The sequence below is a fragment of the Nocardia sp. NPDC049707 genome (genome assembly GCF_040674855.1).
Lineage (GTDB): Bacteria > Actinomycetota > Actinomycetes > Mycobacteriales > Mycobacteriaceae > Nocardia.
Genome location: NZ_JBFANN010000017.1, coordinates 1 through 14,814 on the forward strand (window position 1 = coordinate 1; position 14,814 = coordinate 14,814).

A 14,814-nucleotide genomic window follows, 5' to 3' on the forward strand; every position below is an offset into this window, starting at 1 on the left:
CTCGCGTCCGAGTCGTCGAAGCGCATGCGACGTAGTCGCGAGTCTCGACGACTCGGACGCGAGACTGAAGGGGGCCGCGAACACGCAGCGCCGAAGGCGCTGCAAATTAGACACAGCTAGGCTGGTGCCGTGCAGCAGATTGCAGGGTGGTGGGACGGCTTCGAGCTGTGGGTCGCGGGATTGCCGTTTATCCCGCAGTTCATCGTGGTGTTGGTCGGCATGGTTCCGGTCAGCTTCGCCATCGCCTACCTGCTGGACCGGCTGCTGCGGATCTCGCTGCAACTGCTCGGCCGTAATCGCATGTCCGCGACGACACTCACCGTCGAAGATGTCGTGGCCGCCGAGCCGACTCTGCCCGAGCCGATCGCGCCGCCGGTCGCGGTGCGCGAGACCGCGCAGAGCGGGGCGCGTTGATGCCGCGCTCCCGCGTTCAGCTCGCCTTGATCGCTCTGCTCGTGCTCGTGGTCATCGCCTGGCTCATTACTCGTTAGCGTCGCCGCGGTCCGCGCCGGTGCGCCAGTCGTTGAGCCGCTTGCCGATTTTGGAGACGGTTTCGCCGACCTCATGGCCGACCGTGCTCACCGCGGATCCGACATCGTGCCCAAGGTTGCGTACGGTGCGGATCAGCGGATCGTCCGACTGGTCGAAGTTCTGCCGATAGGTGCGCGCGGCCTCCTTGATCTCATCGCTGATCTTGGCGTTCTTATCGTGTGCGCGGCGCGGATAGTCCCCGCCGAGGATGCGGTTGTATTCGCCGGACTGGATCCAGCGGCGCAGCTCCGCGGCCCGCAGCACCGAGAACGGATGGCTCTGCAGTTCCAGATTGAGCAGCTTCAGCACACCGTCGCGCAGATCGCCGGAGCGCTCGTAGTCATCGGCCTGCTGCAGGAACGCGCCGTGGTTCATCTCCTTGATCCAGGTGCCGCCCGCGGTCTTCATATGCACCCGCACCGACGCCTCGACATCCTGACCGCACAGCAGTCCGGCCCGATCGCCGGACAACTCGGATTTGCGACTCCACTCCATCAGCGCGGCAACGATCGCGCGCAATGCCCAGCCACCCACCGGCACCCAGCCCAGATTGGCCGAAATGCGCAGCAGATGCATGAGCATGGTGCGGTACACCGCATGCCCGGACAGCGCGTGCCCGAGTTCGTGACCGACGATGAAGCGCAGCTCCTCGGTGTCCATCAAATCGATCAGCCCGGTCGTGAGCACGATGAACGGCTGGTCCATACCGATGGTGAAGGCGTTCACATGTGGGCTCTGCAGCACGAACATCTCCGGCGTAGTGCGTGCGTCCAGGATCTCCACGCAGTCCTGACGCAACTGGTGTAGTGACCGGAACTGACGCTCGTCCACGCGAACCGCGGTCGCGAGATAGAGAAGCCGGTGCTGGCGTTCCTGCAGTAGTCCCGACAGGGTGCGCAAAACGGTGTCGAAACCGGCGAGCGAGCGCAATGTCACCAGCGCGGTGCGATCGGCAGGATGCTCCCACGCGCGGGTGCTGATTTCGGGAAACCGGGTACGAACGCGATCCGGGCTGGTAGTCATGGGATGAAACCCCCCTCTTCCTGGAATTTTGTCGGTTTTTGCGGCTTGTAATCGGATAGCTGACGTTGATTCGAGCTGATGTCATTTCCTCTGCTACAGTCTGCCCGTGTCCTCGAATGCCGTCCCGCAGGTCCGCCATGAATTGGCGTTGATCGCTGTCGGCAATCTCGCGGTCGCGGACATCCTCTGTCGCTGATCGGCGCCGGGCGCTGCTGCGCACCCATCTTTCTCTAGTTCTCTAGACTGGCGCGCAAACTTTTTCGCAGCAGTGTCCGTATCCCCGACCTTCGGTCGACTAGTCGCGCCGCATTTCTACCGGCGCGACAACTGGTCCACGTCGTCGCGGCGGAGCACATAGGGAAAGGTTCCACCCATGTCACCCAGGTCCTTGCTCCTCGGATCGTCCCGATCGCACCGTCGCCCGGTGGTCGCCGCCCTGACGGCCGTCGCCGCCGTCATGCTCACCGCGTGCGGTGGTGGCGCGAGCGACACCGTGGGTGGAGGTGGGGCCGACGGCAGCGGCGGCACCCTCAACCTGTACGCCTACGCCGTCCCGAAGCCCGGCTTCGACAAGGTCGTGCCCGAGTTCAACAAGACCGATAAGGGCAAGGGCGTCACGATCAACGGCTCCTACGGTGCGTCGGGCGATCAGTCCCGCAAGGTCAAGGACGGTGCCGAGGCCGATATCGTCAACTTCTCGGTCGAGCCCGATATCACCCGCCTGGTCGACGCCGGTCTGGTCGACCTGAGCTGGAATGCCGACGCCACCAAGGGAATTCCGTTCGGCTCGGTCGTCACGATCGTGGTGCGCAAGGGCAATCCGAAGGGCATCAAGGACTGGGACGATCTGCTCGCGCCGGGCGTCCAGGTTGTCACCCCGAACCCGTTCAGCTCGGGCTCGGCCAAGTGGAATCTGCTCGCGCCGTACGCGGCCAAGAGCGACGGCGGCAAGAACCCGCAGGCGGGTCTGGACTATCTGAGCCAGCTCATCTCTTCCGAGCATGTGCAGGTGCAGCCGAAGTCGGGCCGCGAAGCCACCGAGACCTTCCTACAGGGCACCGGCGACGTGCTGCTGAGCTACGAGAACGAGGCGATCTTCTCCGAGCGCAACGGTGACCCGATCGAGCACATTGTGCCGCCGACCACCTTCAAGATCGAGAACCCGGTCGCGGTGCTGAAGAACAGCAAGCATCTCGACACAGCGATCGCCTTCCGCGACTTCCTGTTCACCACCGATGGCCAAAGGGCATGGGCCTCGGCAGGATTCCGCCCGGTGGATCCGAAGGTGGCCGCCGACTACGCCAAGGACTTCCCGACTCCGCAGAAGCTGTGGACCATCGCCGATCTCGGTGGCTGGAAGACCGTCGACAAGGATCTGTTCACCCCGAACACCGGCTCCGTCGCGGTCATCTACGACAAGGCCACCAGGTGATTCGGTGACCGACACACCCCGCGGTGTGTGCGTTGGGCTCGGCGGAGGCAGCTTGCGTAACCACGGAGAGCACCGCGCACGCCGCAAATCGAAACAGGAAACTCGACGATTGTGACTGACAGCAGTAGCGCCGGGATCGGGCATGCGCCCGCTCCCGGCGGCTCCGAAGACACCACCCCCAAGGCTGCCGGACGGAACTGGTCGTGGCTGCGGGTAACCGGTTCGGTTGGTCCGCTCGGCATTGCCACCACGGTGCTCTGGCTCAGCATTATCGTGCTGCTACCACTGGCCGCGCTCACCGTCACCTCATTCGATGACGGCTGGTCCGGATTCTGGGATGCCGTCACCGCACCCGCGGCCATCGACTCGCTGCGCATCACGGTGTTCGTCTCCGTGGTGGTGGCGATCATCAATGTGGTGATGGGCACGCTGATCGCCTGGGTGCTGGTCCGCGACGAGTTCCCGGGCAAGAGCATCGTCAATGCGCTGATCGATCTGCCGTTCGCGCTGCCGACCATCGTCGCGAGCATTGTGCTGCTGTCGCTCTACGGTCCGCAGAGTCCGATCGATATCCACCTCAATGCCACCCGGCCCGGCCTCGTGGTGGCGCTGGCATTCGTCACGCTGCCGTTCGTGGTCCGCTCCGTGCAGCCGGTGCTCATCGAGGCCGATCGTGAGGTCGAGCAGGCCGCGATGTCGCTCGGCGCGGATAACTGGACCACCTTCCGCCGCATCGTTTTGCCGACCCTGGCGCCCGCCATCATCAGCGGTGGCGGCCTCGCCTTCGCCCGCGCCATCGGCGAATACGGTTCGGTGGTGCTGATCGGTGGCGCCATTCCGCGCAAGACCGAAATGGCTTCGCAGTACATCCAGAAGCAGATCGAGATCGACCGGCCGGTAAACGCGGCGGCGGTTTCGGTTGCACTGTTGGTCATCTCGTTCGCGACCCTGCTGGTGCTGCGGCTGTGGGCGGAGCGCACGGCGCGCAAAGAGCAGGAGGCGCGATGAATCTGTCCTGGCCGACCCGTATTTCGTTGCGCGTTGTCGCGCTCGGCTACCTGTTCGTCCTGCTGGTGCTGCCGCTGATCATCATCCTGTGGCGCACCTTCGAGAAGGGGATCGGCGCGTTCATCGACTCGATCTCCACGCCCGCGGCGATCTCGGCGTTCCAACTGTCGATCCTCATCGTGGCGATCGTGGTCCCGGTGAATGTCATCTTCGGTATCGTCACCGCGATCGCCCTGGTACGCGGCAAGTTCCCGGGCCGAACGCTGGTGCAGGGCATCGTGGATCTGCCCTTCGCCGTCTCGCCGGTCGTCGTCGGTGTCGCGCTGATCCTGCTGTGGGGTGCCGACGGTTGGTTCGGCGGGCTCGAAGACATCGGTTTCAAGGTGATCTTCAATCTGCCGGGCATGGTGATCGCGACGATCTTCGTGACGCTGCCCTTCGTGGTGCGCGAGGTCGAGCCGGTGCTGCACGAGATCGGCGACGATCAGGAGCAGGCCGCGGCCACCCTGGGCGCATCTCGTTGGCAGACGTTCTGGCGGATCACCCTGCCGGCGATTCGTTGGGGTCTGACCTACGGTGTCGTGCTGACCGTCGCGCGTGCGCTCGGCGAATTCGGCGCGGTGATCATGGTGTCCTCGGCGCTGCCGGGTAAATCGCTGACGCTGACTCTGCTCGTACACGGTCGATACATCAACGACCACAACACCTTCGGCGCATACTCCGCCGCGACCCTGCTGATGGGCCTGGCCCTCGTAGTCCTTCTGTTGATGACCCTCCTCGAACGTAAGCGGGGCACCAAGTGATCACCGTGACCAATGCGAAGAAGAACTATGGTTCCTTCGCCGCCCTGGACGATGTCAGCATCGAGATCCCGTCGGGGGAGCTGACCGCCCTGCTCGGCCCGTCGGGTTCGGGCAAATCGACGCTGCTGCGCTCGATCGCCGGCCTGGAGTCACTGGATTCCGGCGTCGTCACCATCGTGGGCAACGATGTCACCCACATACCGCCGCAGAAACGCGATATCGGCTTCGTATTCCAGCATTACGCCGCGTTCAAACATATGACCGTGCGCGATAACGTGGCCTTCGGACTCAAGATCCGCAAGCGCCCCAAGGGCGAAATCGCCAAGCGCGTCGATGAATTGCTCGGCATCGTCGGCCTCGACGGCTTCCAGCACCGCTACCCGGCCCAGCTCTCCGGTGGTCAACGTCAGCGTATGGCACTGGCTCGCGCGCTGGCGGTCGACCCGCAGGTGCTGCTGCTCGACGAGCCGTTCGGCGCGCTCGACGCCAAGGTGCGCGCCGATCTGCGCACCTGGCTGCGCAGGTTGCACGAGGAGGTTCATGTCACCACCGTGCTGGTCACCCACGACCAGGAAGAGGCACTCGATGTCGCCGACCGAATCGCGGTGATGAACAAGGGCCGTATCGAACAGATCGGCAGCCCGGAGGATGTCTACGACCGGCCCGCCAACGAGTTCGTCATGTCCTTCCTCGGCGCGGTGGCCCGCCTCAACGGACATCTGGTGCGTCCGCATGATATTCGCGTCGGCCGCGATGCCAGCATGGCGCTGGCCAAGAACGAGGGCACCGCGGAATCGGCGGGCGTCACCCGCGCCACCGTGGAACGCGTTGTACACCTCGGCTTCGAGGTACGCGTCGAGTTGCGCAATGCCGCCACCGGTGATTTGTTCGCCGCCCAGGTGACCCGCGGTGATGCCGAGGCACTGCAGCTCAGCGACGGGGAAACCGTCTACGCCCGCGCCACCCGAATTCCGGAACTGCCTGCGGGATAAGGGCTCTGTTCGATTCGCGGCCCGTGGCGCATGTCGCGAATTCGACTCCGCGGTACGGCCGCGGATTGCGTCTGCACGAAATCCGCAGCCATTCATGGTGTGTCGAAACCGAACTCCGGTTTCCATGTCTCCCATTGTGCTGAATGCGAAACACACGCTGGTGGTTCCGATGAGTTATGGGAACGTAATTCGATGTGAGCATTCGCAGTGGTCGTCGAACTCGGCCCGGATGAACCGATCCGGCTGCTCGGAGAGCTGATCGATCATCATGTCAATTCGAAGTCGGACATTTTTCGCGCTGGCCGCTGTCGGCGCCGCGGTGATAATCCGGTCCGGTCCGGCAAGCGCCGCACCACAACACCGGAAGTCCGCGCACCGGATGGTTCGGCTGGCAGCTCACCGATCTGCGCTACACGACCGAGCGATTCCTGGACACGCTGCTGGTCCACGCGCCGGGCGACGCCACTGTGGCCGGCCGCGCAGCGCTCGGTTTTCCGATGGCGTACGCGCGATGGCAGGAGCAGGCTGCGCAGATGGTGGTGCGGGTGCTCGGGCCATGGCAGGGGCCGGTGCGGCGCGCGGCGAGTGCTCAATCGGTGCTGGGGAGTGCTAGTCAGTTGCCAAAGGCCGCAATGGTTTTGATTTCCCGCACCGGAATCGCTCGCGAATGCCCGTGCGAGAAATCGGAAGCTCGGGTAGCAGCCAGCTGGCAAACGGCAACAGGTCATTGGTGAATTCCGGCGCGCCGTAAGAAGATAGGGCCGCGACGTCGGCGCGTCAGGTCCCGTGCCAGGTGAGCGGGGATCCGGTGCGGCCAGTGTCGGTGGCGGCGGCATGCGGACAACCGTATGTCCGGTGGTTGGCAGGAAGGTCGCGGAGTGGTTGCCTGAATAAGGTTCGAAGCAAATCGGCTCGGCGATCAGAGGATTGTGCGATGGCGGTTGGTCTCGGTTTGAGCATCGGCACGGTGAACACGGTTTCGGCTCTGGCGGAGGAGCATTCGGCCAAGGCTCCATCCGGTCGCCGCTCCGCCGCCCAACGTTCGCCCGCCATCACCCGCCGCACCACCCTCAGCTTCGACAGCACCGGAATGGCCAGGGTCGGCATGATTCCGCGGCACGGGCGCGCCGTCACCGAATTCGCGGACCTGAGTCAACGCAAGACCGAGCAGGCCAGGATCGGGCACCGCCCGCTGACTGCGGCCGATCTCGTCGCGGTCGTCGCGGAATGTCTGATCACCGAGGCGCGTCGTGAGCGTGGAGACGTCGGTGCGCGAGTCATACTGACGCATCCGGCGGGCTATACCGAGGGCCAGGTGGGGGAAATGCGTGCGGCGCTGGACGCGATCGGCCTGAGTCATGTCGCGCTGGTCGCCGAACCTGTCGCGGCGGCCACCTGGCTCGAGGCCGAACGCGGGCCGCTGATGCCCGGCCTGGCCCTGGTCTATGACCTAGGTGGGGCAAACCTCGATATCACCCTGGTGCGAGTCGGCGCGGGCTGTCCGCGCAATCCGATTGTCGGTATACCGGTTCGTTCGACGGAATTCGGCGGGCGTGCCTTCGGCGCGCTGGTCGCCGCACAGGCCGGAAACGGGACCAGCGCCGGTGCGGTCGCCGGTAGCGTCGCCGACGAATTGCGCACCAGCCATATCCGATCCTCGCTGAAGGTGGTCTATCGCTGTCTGCGGATGGCGGATCTGACGATGGCCGATGTGGACTGCGTACTGGTGGTCGGTGGTGCGGCCCGGCCGGTCGAGGTGGCCCAGGTGCTGGCCGCCGAACTGGCGCGTCCGGTGATCACGGCCCCGGATCCGGAGCGCACGATCGCCGACGGCGCCGCCATCATGGCGTGTCGCGCCGCCGCCGCGGACGAGGATGCGGCCGGACAGGATCATCGGCGCAGCGCGCACCGCAGAGCGACGACGCGCGCCCTCTTACTTTCCAGGCGTACCAGGCGCCGCTTGGCCCGGGTGGCGATCGCGACGGGGATGTCGGCCGCTGGAGTGGCGCTCATGCTGGCGCTGCCCGCCGACACGGTGGTCGCGGGTTTGTCGCAACTCGGGCTGCGGTAGAAGGGCAGACCCGGCGGTGTTCCGCAGCGCCGCCGGGGCTGCCGATCCCGATCGAGGTTGACGTAACTCCTCGTAGGTGTAACTATGAGATACATTAAATGTGTCCCACGAGGAGAGGCAGTGACGACGATGTCTACCGCCGTGCCGCCCGCAGTCGATCCAGAGCTGGCAAAGGCGCAGGAGTATGCCGCCAAGCTGCTGCTGCTCTCCGAAGGTTCGGTGCACAAGCACTTCGACCCGTTCGAGGACATCGACTGGGACAATCCGGATTTCGCCGCCGATGCCGGTGCAGAGCGTTGGGTGCTTCCGGTATCCGGCGATGCGCTCGGTCGCCACCCCTGGTACCAGGCGCTGCCGCTGGACCGGAAGATCGCGATCGGCAAGTACCGCCAAGCCAATGTCGCCAAGGTCGGTCTGCAGTTCGAATCCATTCTGATCAGCGGCATGGTGACGCACACCTTCGGCCTGCGCAACGGTTCGCCCGAATTTCGCTACTGCTCCCACGAAATGATCGAGGAGCACAACCACACCCTGATGTTCCAGGAGATGGTCAACCGGATCGGTCTGGACGTTCCCGGTATGGGCCCGCTGGTGCGCAAGTTCAAGTACATCGGTGCGCCGGTGGCCGCGCTGTTCCCGAACCTGTTCTTCATGGCCGTACTCGCGGGTGAGGAGCCGATCGACCATATTCAGAAGGCAATTCTGCGCTCGGGTGAGCAGGTGCATCCGATAATGCGCGGCGTGATGGCGATTCACGTCGCCGAGGAGGCGCGCCACATCTCGTTCGCGCATGAATTCCTCAAACAGCATGTGCCCGAAAAGAATGCGGCCGATAAGTTGGTGCTCTCGATCGTGATGCCGATCGTCATGTTCATCCTCGGCCGCTCCATCTACACCCCGCCCCGGTCGTTCTTCAAGGAATTCGATATTCCGGACGAGGTGCGCCGGGAGCTGTTCTATGGCTCCAAGCAGGCCAAGCAGGAGTTCAGCGACTTCTTCGGCGATGTGCGCACACTGGCCAAGGACATCGGCCTGATGAACCCCATCGGCAAGGCGGTCTGGAAGCTGCTGAAAATCGACGGCCACACCACCCGCTACCGCTCGGAGCCGCTGCGCACGGTCAGGGCCGCCTGACGTGCCGTACGTCGTCACGCAGTCCTGTTGTAGCGATGCGTCCTGCGTCTACGCCTGCCCGGTCAACTGCATCCATCCCACGCCCGATGAACCGGATTTTCTGACGGCGGAGATGCTGTATGTAGACCCGCAGGCGTGCGTGGACTGCGGCGCGTGTGCGAGCGCGTGCCCGGTCGATGCCATCACATCGTCGAAGCAGCTGACTGCCGGGCAGCAGCCGTTCATCGAGATCAATGCCGACTTCTACCGGCAGGCGCGGCCGCGGCCGCTGCTGGCGAAGCCGGTGCCCGCGGCCGAGATCCATACCGAGCGTCAGCCGCTGCGGGTGGCGATCGTCGGATCCGGCCCCTCGGCCATGTATGCGGCCGATGAACTGCTGAGCCAGCCCGATGTCACTGTGACGGTCCTCGATCGACTTCCGGTACCCCACGGACTTGCCAGATACGGCGTCGCGCCGGACCATGCCAAGACCCGGCAGGTCAATAAGCTCTTCGATATCATCTCGGCGCAGCCGGGTTTCGAGTCGTACCTGAATATCGAAGTGGGCAAACATATTTCGCATGCGGAGCTGCTCGCGCACTTCCATGCGGTGATCTACGCGGTCGGTGCGTCCTCGGATCGTAAGCTCGGCATTCCAGGAGAAGGGTTGGCGGGCAATGTATCCGCCACCGACTTCGTCGCCTGGTACAACGGGCATCCGGATCATGCCGGGCGCACATTCGATCTGTCGCAGCGTCGGGCCGTCATCGTCGGCAATGGCAATGTGGCCCTCGACGTGGCGCGCATTCTGGCCACCGATCCAGAAGCGCTGGCGGGCACCGATATCGCACCCCATGCGCTGCAGGCGCTGCAGGAGAGCAAGATCGAGGAAGTGGTCGTCCTCGGTCGGCGCGGTCCGGCCGAATCCGCTTTCACGGTGCCGGAATTCGTCGGGCTGCTCGGCGCGGATATCGATATCGCGATCGAGGGCGAACTGCCGGCGGTGACCGATGACCTGCCGTATCAGGTCGAGCAGAAGCTGCGGCTGTTGCGCTCCGTAGCGACTGCTCGCGGGTCGCTCGAAAGGGGCAGCGTGGCCGAGCGGCCGTTCGGTGCGCGCAGGCGGATCGTCTTCCGATATCTGGCCGCGCCGACCGCGATTCTGGGTACCGATGAGGTGACCGGTATCGAGGTGAGCCGCAATGAACTCGTCACCGATCCGGATGGTCGCGTTCGAGCGGTGGCGACGGGGGAGACCGAGCGGTTGGATGCCGGACTGGTGCTCACGTCGGTGGGTTATCGCGGTGTCGCCCTACCCGGCCTGCCATTCGACGAGCAGTCCGCCGTGATGCCGAACCGGCACGGCCGCGTACTGGAACAGTCCGGCGGTGCGGTGCTGCCCGGAACGTATGTCACCGGTTGGATCAAGCGTGGTCCCACCGGATTCATCGGCACCAACAAATCCTGTGCGCAGGAGACGGTGCGCCAGTTGGCCGATGATTTCAATGCGGGTCGGTTACGTTACCCAGTCGGTGGCGCCATGGATTTCGATCATTTGGTGCACCGTCGACGGCCCTCGGTCGTGGCCCGCCGAACCGCGGCGCGAACCGGTATCGTGCGCCGTCTGCTCGCCCGCGCCTGAGTGGTGCGGCGCATGCGCGCCAGTGTCGTATTCGCGCTGTGCAAAGGATGCCGACATGGTGGATGCGCGGTAGGGTCCGTGACGGCGGTCGGCACCTCGGCGCACGGCGACGCGATGAGGGCGAGTGCCGGGCCGAGGTGCCGGTTGACGATTACTTGGCGGTGAAACCACCATCGATCGCGAGCGCAGCGCCGGTAATGAAGCTGGCCTCATCGCTCAGCAGGTACGCACAGAACGAGGCGATCTCCGCCGGCTTGCTGATCCGGCCGAGCGGATGCAGGGCGGCGATGGCCGCTTCACCCTCGGGCGTCGCACCCATCGAGTTGCGGAAAGCCGGCGTGTCGACCGCGCCGGAGACCAGCGCATTGACGCGAACGCCCTGTTCGGCGGCCTCCAGCGCCACCGCGCGGGTCAGCCCGACAACACCGTGCTTTGCCGCTACATACGGGGCCACCGAACCCATGCCGACCACTCCGAGGTTCGAGGCGTTGTTGAGGATCGCGCCGCCGCCCGAGGCGACAATCGCTGGAACCTGGTGGCGCAGACCATAGAACACGCTGGTCAGGTTGAGTTCGAGATCGGCGCGCCACCCCGCCTCGTCGATCTGCTCGACCGGGCCGAAGGCGTTGACGGCGCCCGCATTGTTGAATGCCGCGTCCAGGCGACCGTATTCGGTGAGTGCCGCCTGGGTCAGTCGAGCGAGGTCGTCCTCGACGGTGACATCGGTCGGCACGAAGATCGCCCGGCCGCCCGCCGCGCGGATATCGGCCGCGACCCGCTCGCCCGCGTCCTTACCACGAGCGCCGAGCACCACCGCCGCGCCCTCGGTCGCCGTTCGGAGGGCCACTGCCTTGCCGACACCCGAGCTCGCCCCGGTGATGAGCACGACCTTGTCCGCGAAACGTGTAGACATTGTCTTCGAGTTCCCTTCTCGTCCTTGCGATTTCATGGTCGATGAGGTGACGCGGAATCTCAGTTCGTCCGAGCGCTCGCTCATCGCTGAATCCAGTCAAGCGATCGGAAACCGCTAAAGCTGGCGGAAATCAGCCGTCACGTTTGACGTGTCATTGTTCTGCTGTCGGGACGCACGTGCCATGAAATCTATGGCGATGGCAACGATTTGGCTACCGACCAGTCGGTGTGCGTTGTCGGTTCTGGGTGGTTCTGGGTGATCCTGGTGGATGCGGCGGATTCAGGGCTCGATTCAGATTACTGTGCGGTAGCGGAATCTGGCTTACCGCACTGGAATCGGGCCATGGGTTTGCGAAACGCCGAAGGTCTAGGGGGTTGGATGAATCTTTTTCCGGCGATCTAGCTGGGAATTTGACGTAGTGTCAACGGAAGCCAAACGTTTCATATCAATTCGACATCCGAATCGATCCGGTAGCAGCTAACCTGTGGGGGCTGTTTGGGAAGCGACCGCGGCCACCTGGATCTCCTGTGTGATGGACGTGGTCTCGGTGCGTTGACGGGATAGCGAATGACTACAGGTCTGGGTTTCAGCATCGGTTCAGTGAACTCCGTATCCGCCATGGTGACCGGCGAGCGACCGTTGTCGTCGGTGCGGACGCGCCGCACGGTGCTGACCTTCGACGGTGCGGGTGGCATCCGAATCGGCGGGATCCTCCAATCCGATATGGCGGTAACGAATTTCGCCGATCTGGCGCGGGATCCGGAGTCGGTGGTCGTAGGCGGACGGCTCTGGTCACCCGCGAATCTGATCGCCGAGGTGGTGAACAACCTGCTCGAATCCTTCCCATCGACCGCAGGAGCCGTGGCCACCTATCCCGCATGCTATTCCGATAAGCAGCTGTCGCTGCTGCGGCAGGCTCTGAATCTGGCGGGGGCCACGCAGGTGCTGCTCGTCCCCGAGCCCGTCGCGGCCGCGGAGTGGCTCGAACACGAGCGTGGACCCCTGGAGTCCGGATTCGTGCTGGTGTACGACCTCGGCGCGGCCAGTCTCGATGTGTCGATGGTTCGGGTCGGACCCGATTGGGACGATCATCCGGTCGTCGGAAAGTCCGTGCGCTCCTACGATTTCGGCGGTCGCCCGCTCGGATCGATGATCGCTCGCTACGCCAGGGTTGCCGAACCCGGCGACAACGGGTCGATGCTGCAGATGACCTCGATCGTCGATATCACGAGTATGCGCGCCCAGCACATCCGGGATTCGCTCGATGTGGTCCACGAATGTTTGGCATCGACGGGACGCAGCGTGTCCGATATCGCCTACATCCTGCTGGTCGGTGGCGCCAGCCGCCCCGTCGAGGTCGCGCGCATCCTCGCCGAACTCGGCCGACCTGTGGTGATGTCGACCGATCCCGGGCAGACCATCGCCATCGGTGCCGCCGGCTACGCCGCCCGCCGCTTCGCGCCGCCGTCGACCGGGCGACATCGAGCGCCGAGGGTGGCCGTATTCTCCAGTGCCGCAGTAGCTTCCGCGGTGGCGGTATCGGCCGTCACGGTATTCGGCGGTCCGAGCGTTCCGCAGGGGCCGTCCCAGGTGGGTGCTTTGCCGGAGGGGTTCCCGATGGACAACCTGTTGTTCGAGCCCCATGCCGAGGCGCTGGACGTCGGTTCCGCAGCCATCGGTTGGGCGAGGCCTGCGGCGGGCTTCGGCTATTCCGGTCGAGCGGCCTACGGGATCGCCCCTGCTGCCTATACGGCGCCGACCGCACCATCGATCGGCCCGTCGGTAGCCGAGGCGCACCATGGCAAGCGCAGTGAACAACGCAGTGGAACAGCACATTTCGGTGGTGGTACCTATGCCGATCCCGCGCAGTTCCTGAACCCGCTGCCGTTCATCCGAATTCCACAGCCGATTCCCGCCGCGCCCAATCAGCCCGTCGTCGTCAAACCCATCCCGAACGTCAGCCTTCCGGGTTCGGTTCCCGCCCCGGCTAATCCGGCTCCCGCCGCCCCGGGCGGCACCGCGACGAACCCGGGCACCGCAACCCCGGTGACCGGGGGTACGTCGGGTGTCGACGGAGTACCGGGCACCACCGCGGGCGGAACATCCACCGGGGCTGGGACATCGGGCGGAACCGCCTCGGGCGGCAGCCACTCAGGCGGTAGTACACGTGGTGCGTCCGGCGGTGCGAGTTCGGGCACCAGCAGTTCGACGTCAGGGGGTTCCGGGGGCGGTACCTCCGATGGTTCGACAAGTACTGGCACTGGGGCTGGTTCGACCGGAGGTAGCACCGCTGGCGGTTCGACGAACGGTGGTGCGTCGGGCTCGACTGGTGGTGCTTCAGGGCATTCGGCGGGTGGTCGTGCTTCGGGAGATTTGACGAGTGGCGGTGTTTCGGGGCCTTCGTCGAATGGTGGTGCTTCAGGGCATTCGTCTGATGGTCGTGCTTCGGGAGATTCGACGAGTGGCGGTGTTTCGGGGCCTTCGTCGAATGGTGGTGCTTCAGGGCATTCGTCTGATGGTCGTGCTTCGGGAGATTTGACGAGTGGCGGTGCCTCTGGGCATTCGTCGAATGGCGGAAATTCGGGGCATTCGGCGGGTGGTGGTGCGTCGGGGCATTCGTCGAATGGTGGTGCGTCGGGCTCGACTGGTGGTGGTGCTTCGGGACATTCGATGAGTGGTGGTGCTTCGGAAGGCTCCACGAGCGGCGGTATCTCGGGCGGTTCGGCGAGCGGTGGTAGGTCGGACGGTTCGTCGAGTGCCGGTTCGACGGGTGGCGGCACCTCAGGCGGTTCGACCAGTGCCGGTTCGACCGGCGGCACTTCCGCTGGCGGTAAGTCTGCCGGCGGAACGGCTTCCGGCGGCAGCACCAGTTCCGGCGGCGCCTCGTCCGGTGGTGGCGTCGTGCCCGGTTTGGGTGGTGGTGGTGGGGCTGTGCCGGGTTTGGGTGGCTTCGGTGGTGGTGGGGCCGTACCTGGTTTGGGTGGTGGCGGTGGTGGGGTCGTGCCGGGTTTGGGTGGTGGCGGTGGTGGGGTCGTGCCGGGTTTGGGTGGCCTCGGTGGTGGGGTCGTGCCGGGTTTGGGTGGCCTCGGTGGTGGGGTCGTGCCCGGTTTGGGTGGCCTCGGTGGTGGCGGCGGTGCCCGCCGATAATCGTCCGTAAGCGCGACCTGGCTCGCGGCTGTAGTGGTGCCGGTGGCACCTCGTGCCGAGATCCTCTGGTGGATCAGTGTCTGGTGGCCGCGGTGGGTTGGGCTATGGCCGATTCGGACCGGTCGAATTTCGGTGACGC

Annotated in this window: 12 protein-coding genes; 10 read left to right on the forward strand and 2 right to left on the reverse strand. The window is 65.0% G+C overall.

What is annotated here, in order from left to right; genetic code table 11:
* Positions 1 to 129: 129 nt before the first annotated feature.
* The gene (locus tag AB0J29_RS17060; RefSeq protein ID WP_364786285.1) at positions 130 to 414 is read left to right on the forward strand and encodes a hypothetical protein; all 285 of its coding nucleotides are present in this window, start codon (positions 130 to 132) and stop codon (positions 412 to 414) included.
* A 66-nt stretch (positions 415 to 480) separates the two neighbouring features.
* Here the strand turns inward: AB0J29_RS17060 and AB0J29_RS17065 are convergent, their stop codons facing one another.
* Positions 481 to 1,554, reverse strand: a complete 1,074-nt coding sequence (locus AB0J29_RS17065) for a M48 family metallopeptidase (RefSeq protein ID WP_364786288.1) — start codon at positions 1,552 to 1,554, stop codon at positions 481 to 483.
* Positions 1,555 to 1,660: 106 nt separating this feature from the next.
* Here AB0J29_RS17065 and AB0J29_RS17070 point away from each other — a divergent pair, with 106 nt between their 5' ends.
* From AB0J29_RS17070 to AB0J29_RS17105, 8 genes are all read left to right on the forward strand, one after another.
* Positions 1,661 to 1,750, forward strand: coding sequence for an Ms4533A family Cys-rich leader peptide (locus tag AB0J29_RS17070; RefSeq protein ID WP_324188356.1), 90 nt, complete (start codon positions 1,661 to 1,663; stop codon positions 1,748 to 1,750).
* A 177-nt stretch (positions 1,751 to 1,927) separates the two neighbouring features.
* Positions 1,928 to 2,986, forward strand: a complete 1,059-nt coding sequence (locus tag AB0J29_RS17075; protein ID WP_364786291.1) for a sulfate ABC transporter substrate-binding protein — start codon at positions 1,928 to 1,930, stop codon at positions 2,984 to 2,986.
* A gap of 207 nt (positions 2,987 to 3,193) precedes the next feature.
* Complete coding sequence (gene cysT, locus AB0J29_RS17080; protein WP_364786593.1) at positions 3,194 to 3,994, forward strand: sulfate ABC transporter permease subunit CysT; 801 nt, start codon at positions 3,194 to 3,196, stop codon at positions 3,992 to 3,994.
* A complete protein-coding gene (cysW, locus tag AB0J29_RS17085) occupies positions 3,991 to 4,797 on the forward strand; it encodes a sulfate ABC transporter permease subunit CysW (RefSeq protein WP_364786294.1) in 807 nt (268 codons plus the stop codon). The genes cysT and cysW overlap by 4 nt, the downstream gene beginning before the upstream one ends.
* A complete protein-coding gene (locus tag AB0J29_RS17090; protein WP_364501530.1) occupies positions 4,794 to 5,789 on the forward strand; it encodes a sulfate ABC transporter ATP-binding protein in 996 nt (331 codons plus the stop codon). Before cysW ends, AB0J29_RS17090 begins: the two co-directional genes overlap by 4 nt.
* Positions 5,790 to 6,723: 934 nt before the next feature.
* Positions 6,724 to 7,860: an Hsp70 family protein gene (locus AB0J29_RS17095; protein ID WP_364786297.1), complete on the forward strand. Its 1,137-nt coding sequence runs from the start codon at positions 6,724 to 6,726 to the stop codon at positions 7,858 to 7,860.
* 129 nt (positions 7,861 to 7,989) lie between these two features.
* Positions 7,990 to 8,994, forward strand: a complete 1,005-nt coding sequence (locus AB0J29_RS17100; protein WP_364786596.1) for a diiron oxygenase — start codon at positions 7,990 to 7,992, stop codon at positions 8,992 to 8,994.
* 1 nt (position 8,995) lies between these two features.
* Entirely contained in the window at positions 8,996 to 10,615 is a 1,620-nt protein-coding gene (locus AB0J29_RS17105) for an FAD-dependent oxidoreductase (RefSeq protein ID WP_364786300.1), read from the forward strand.
* A gap of 151 nt (positions 10,616 to 10,766) precedes the next feature.
* Here the strand turns inward: AB0J29_RS17105 and AB0J29_RS17110 are convergent, their stop codons facing one another.
* A complete protein-coding gene (locus tag AB0J29_RS17110) occupies positions 10,767 to 11,528 on the reverse strand; it encodes a glucose 1-dehydrogenase (RefSeq protein ID WP_364786303.1) in 762 nt (253 codons plus the stop codon).
* 600 nt (positions 11,529 to 12,128) lie between these two features.
* Here AB0J29_RS17110 and AB0J29_RS17115 point away from each other — a divergent pair.
* A complete protein-coding gene (locus AB0J29_RS17115; RefSeq protein WP_364786306.1) occupies positions 12,129 to 14,675 on the forward strand; it encodes an Hsp70 family protein in 2,547 nt (848 codons plus the stop codon).
* Positions 14,676 to 14,814: the final 139 nt, after the last annotated feature.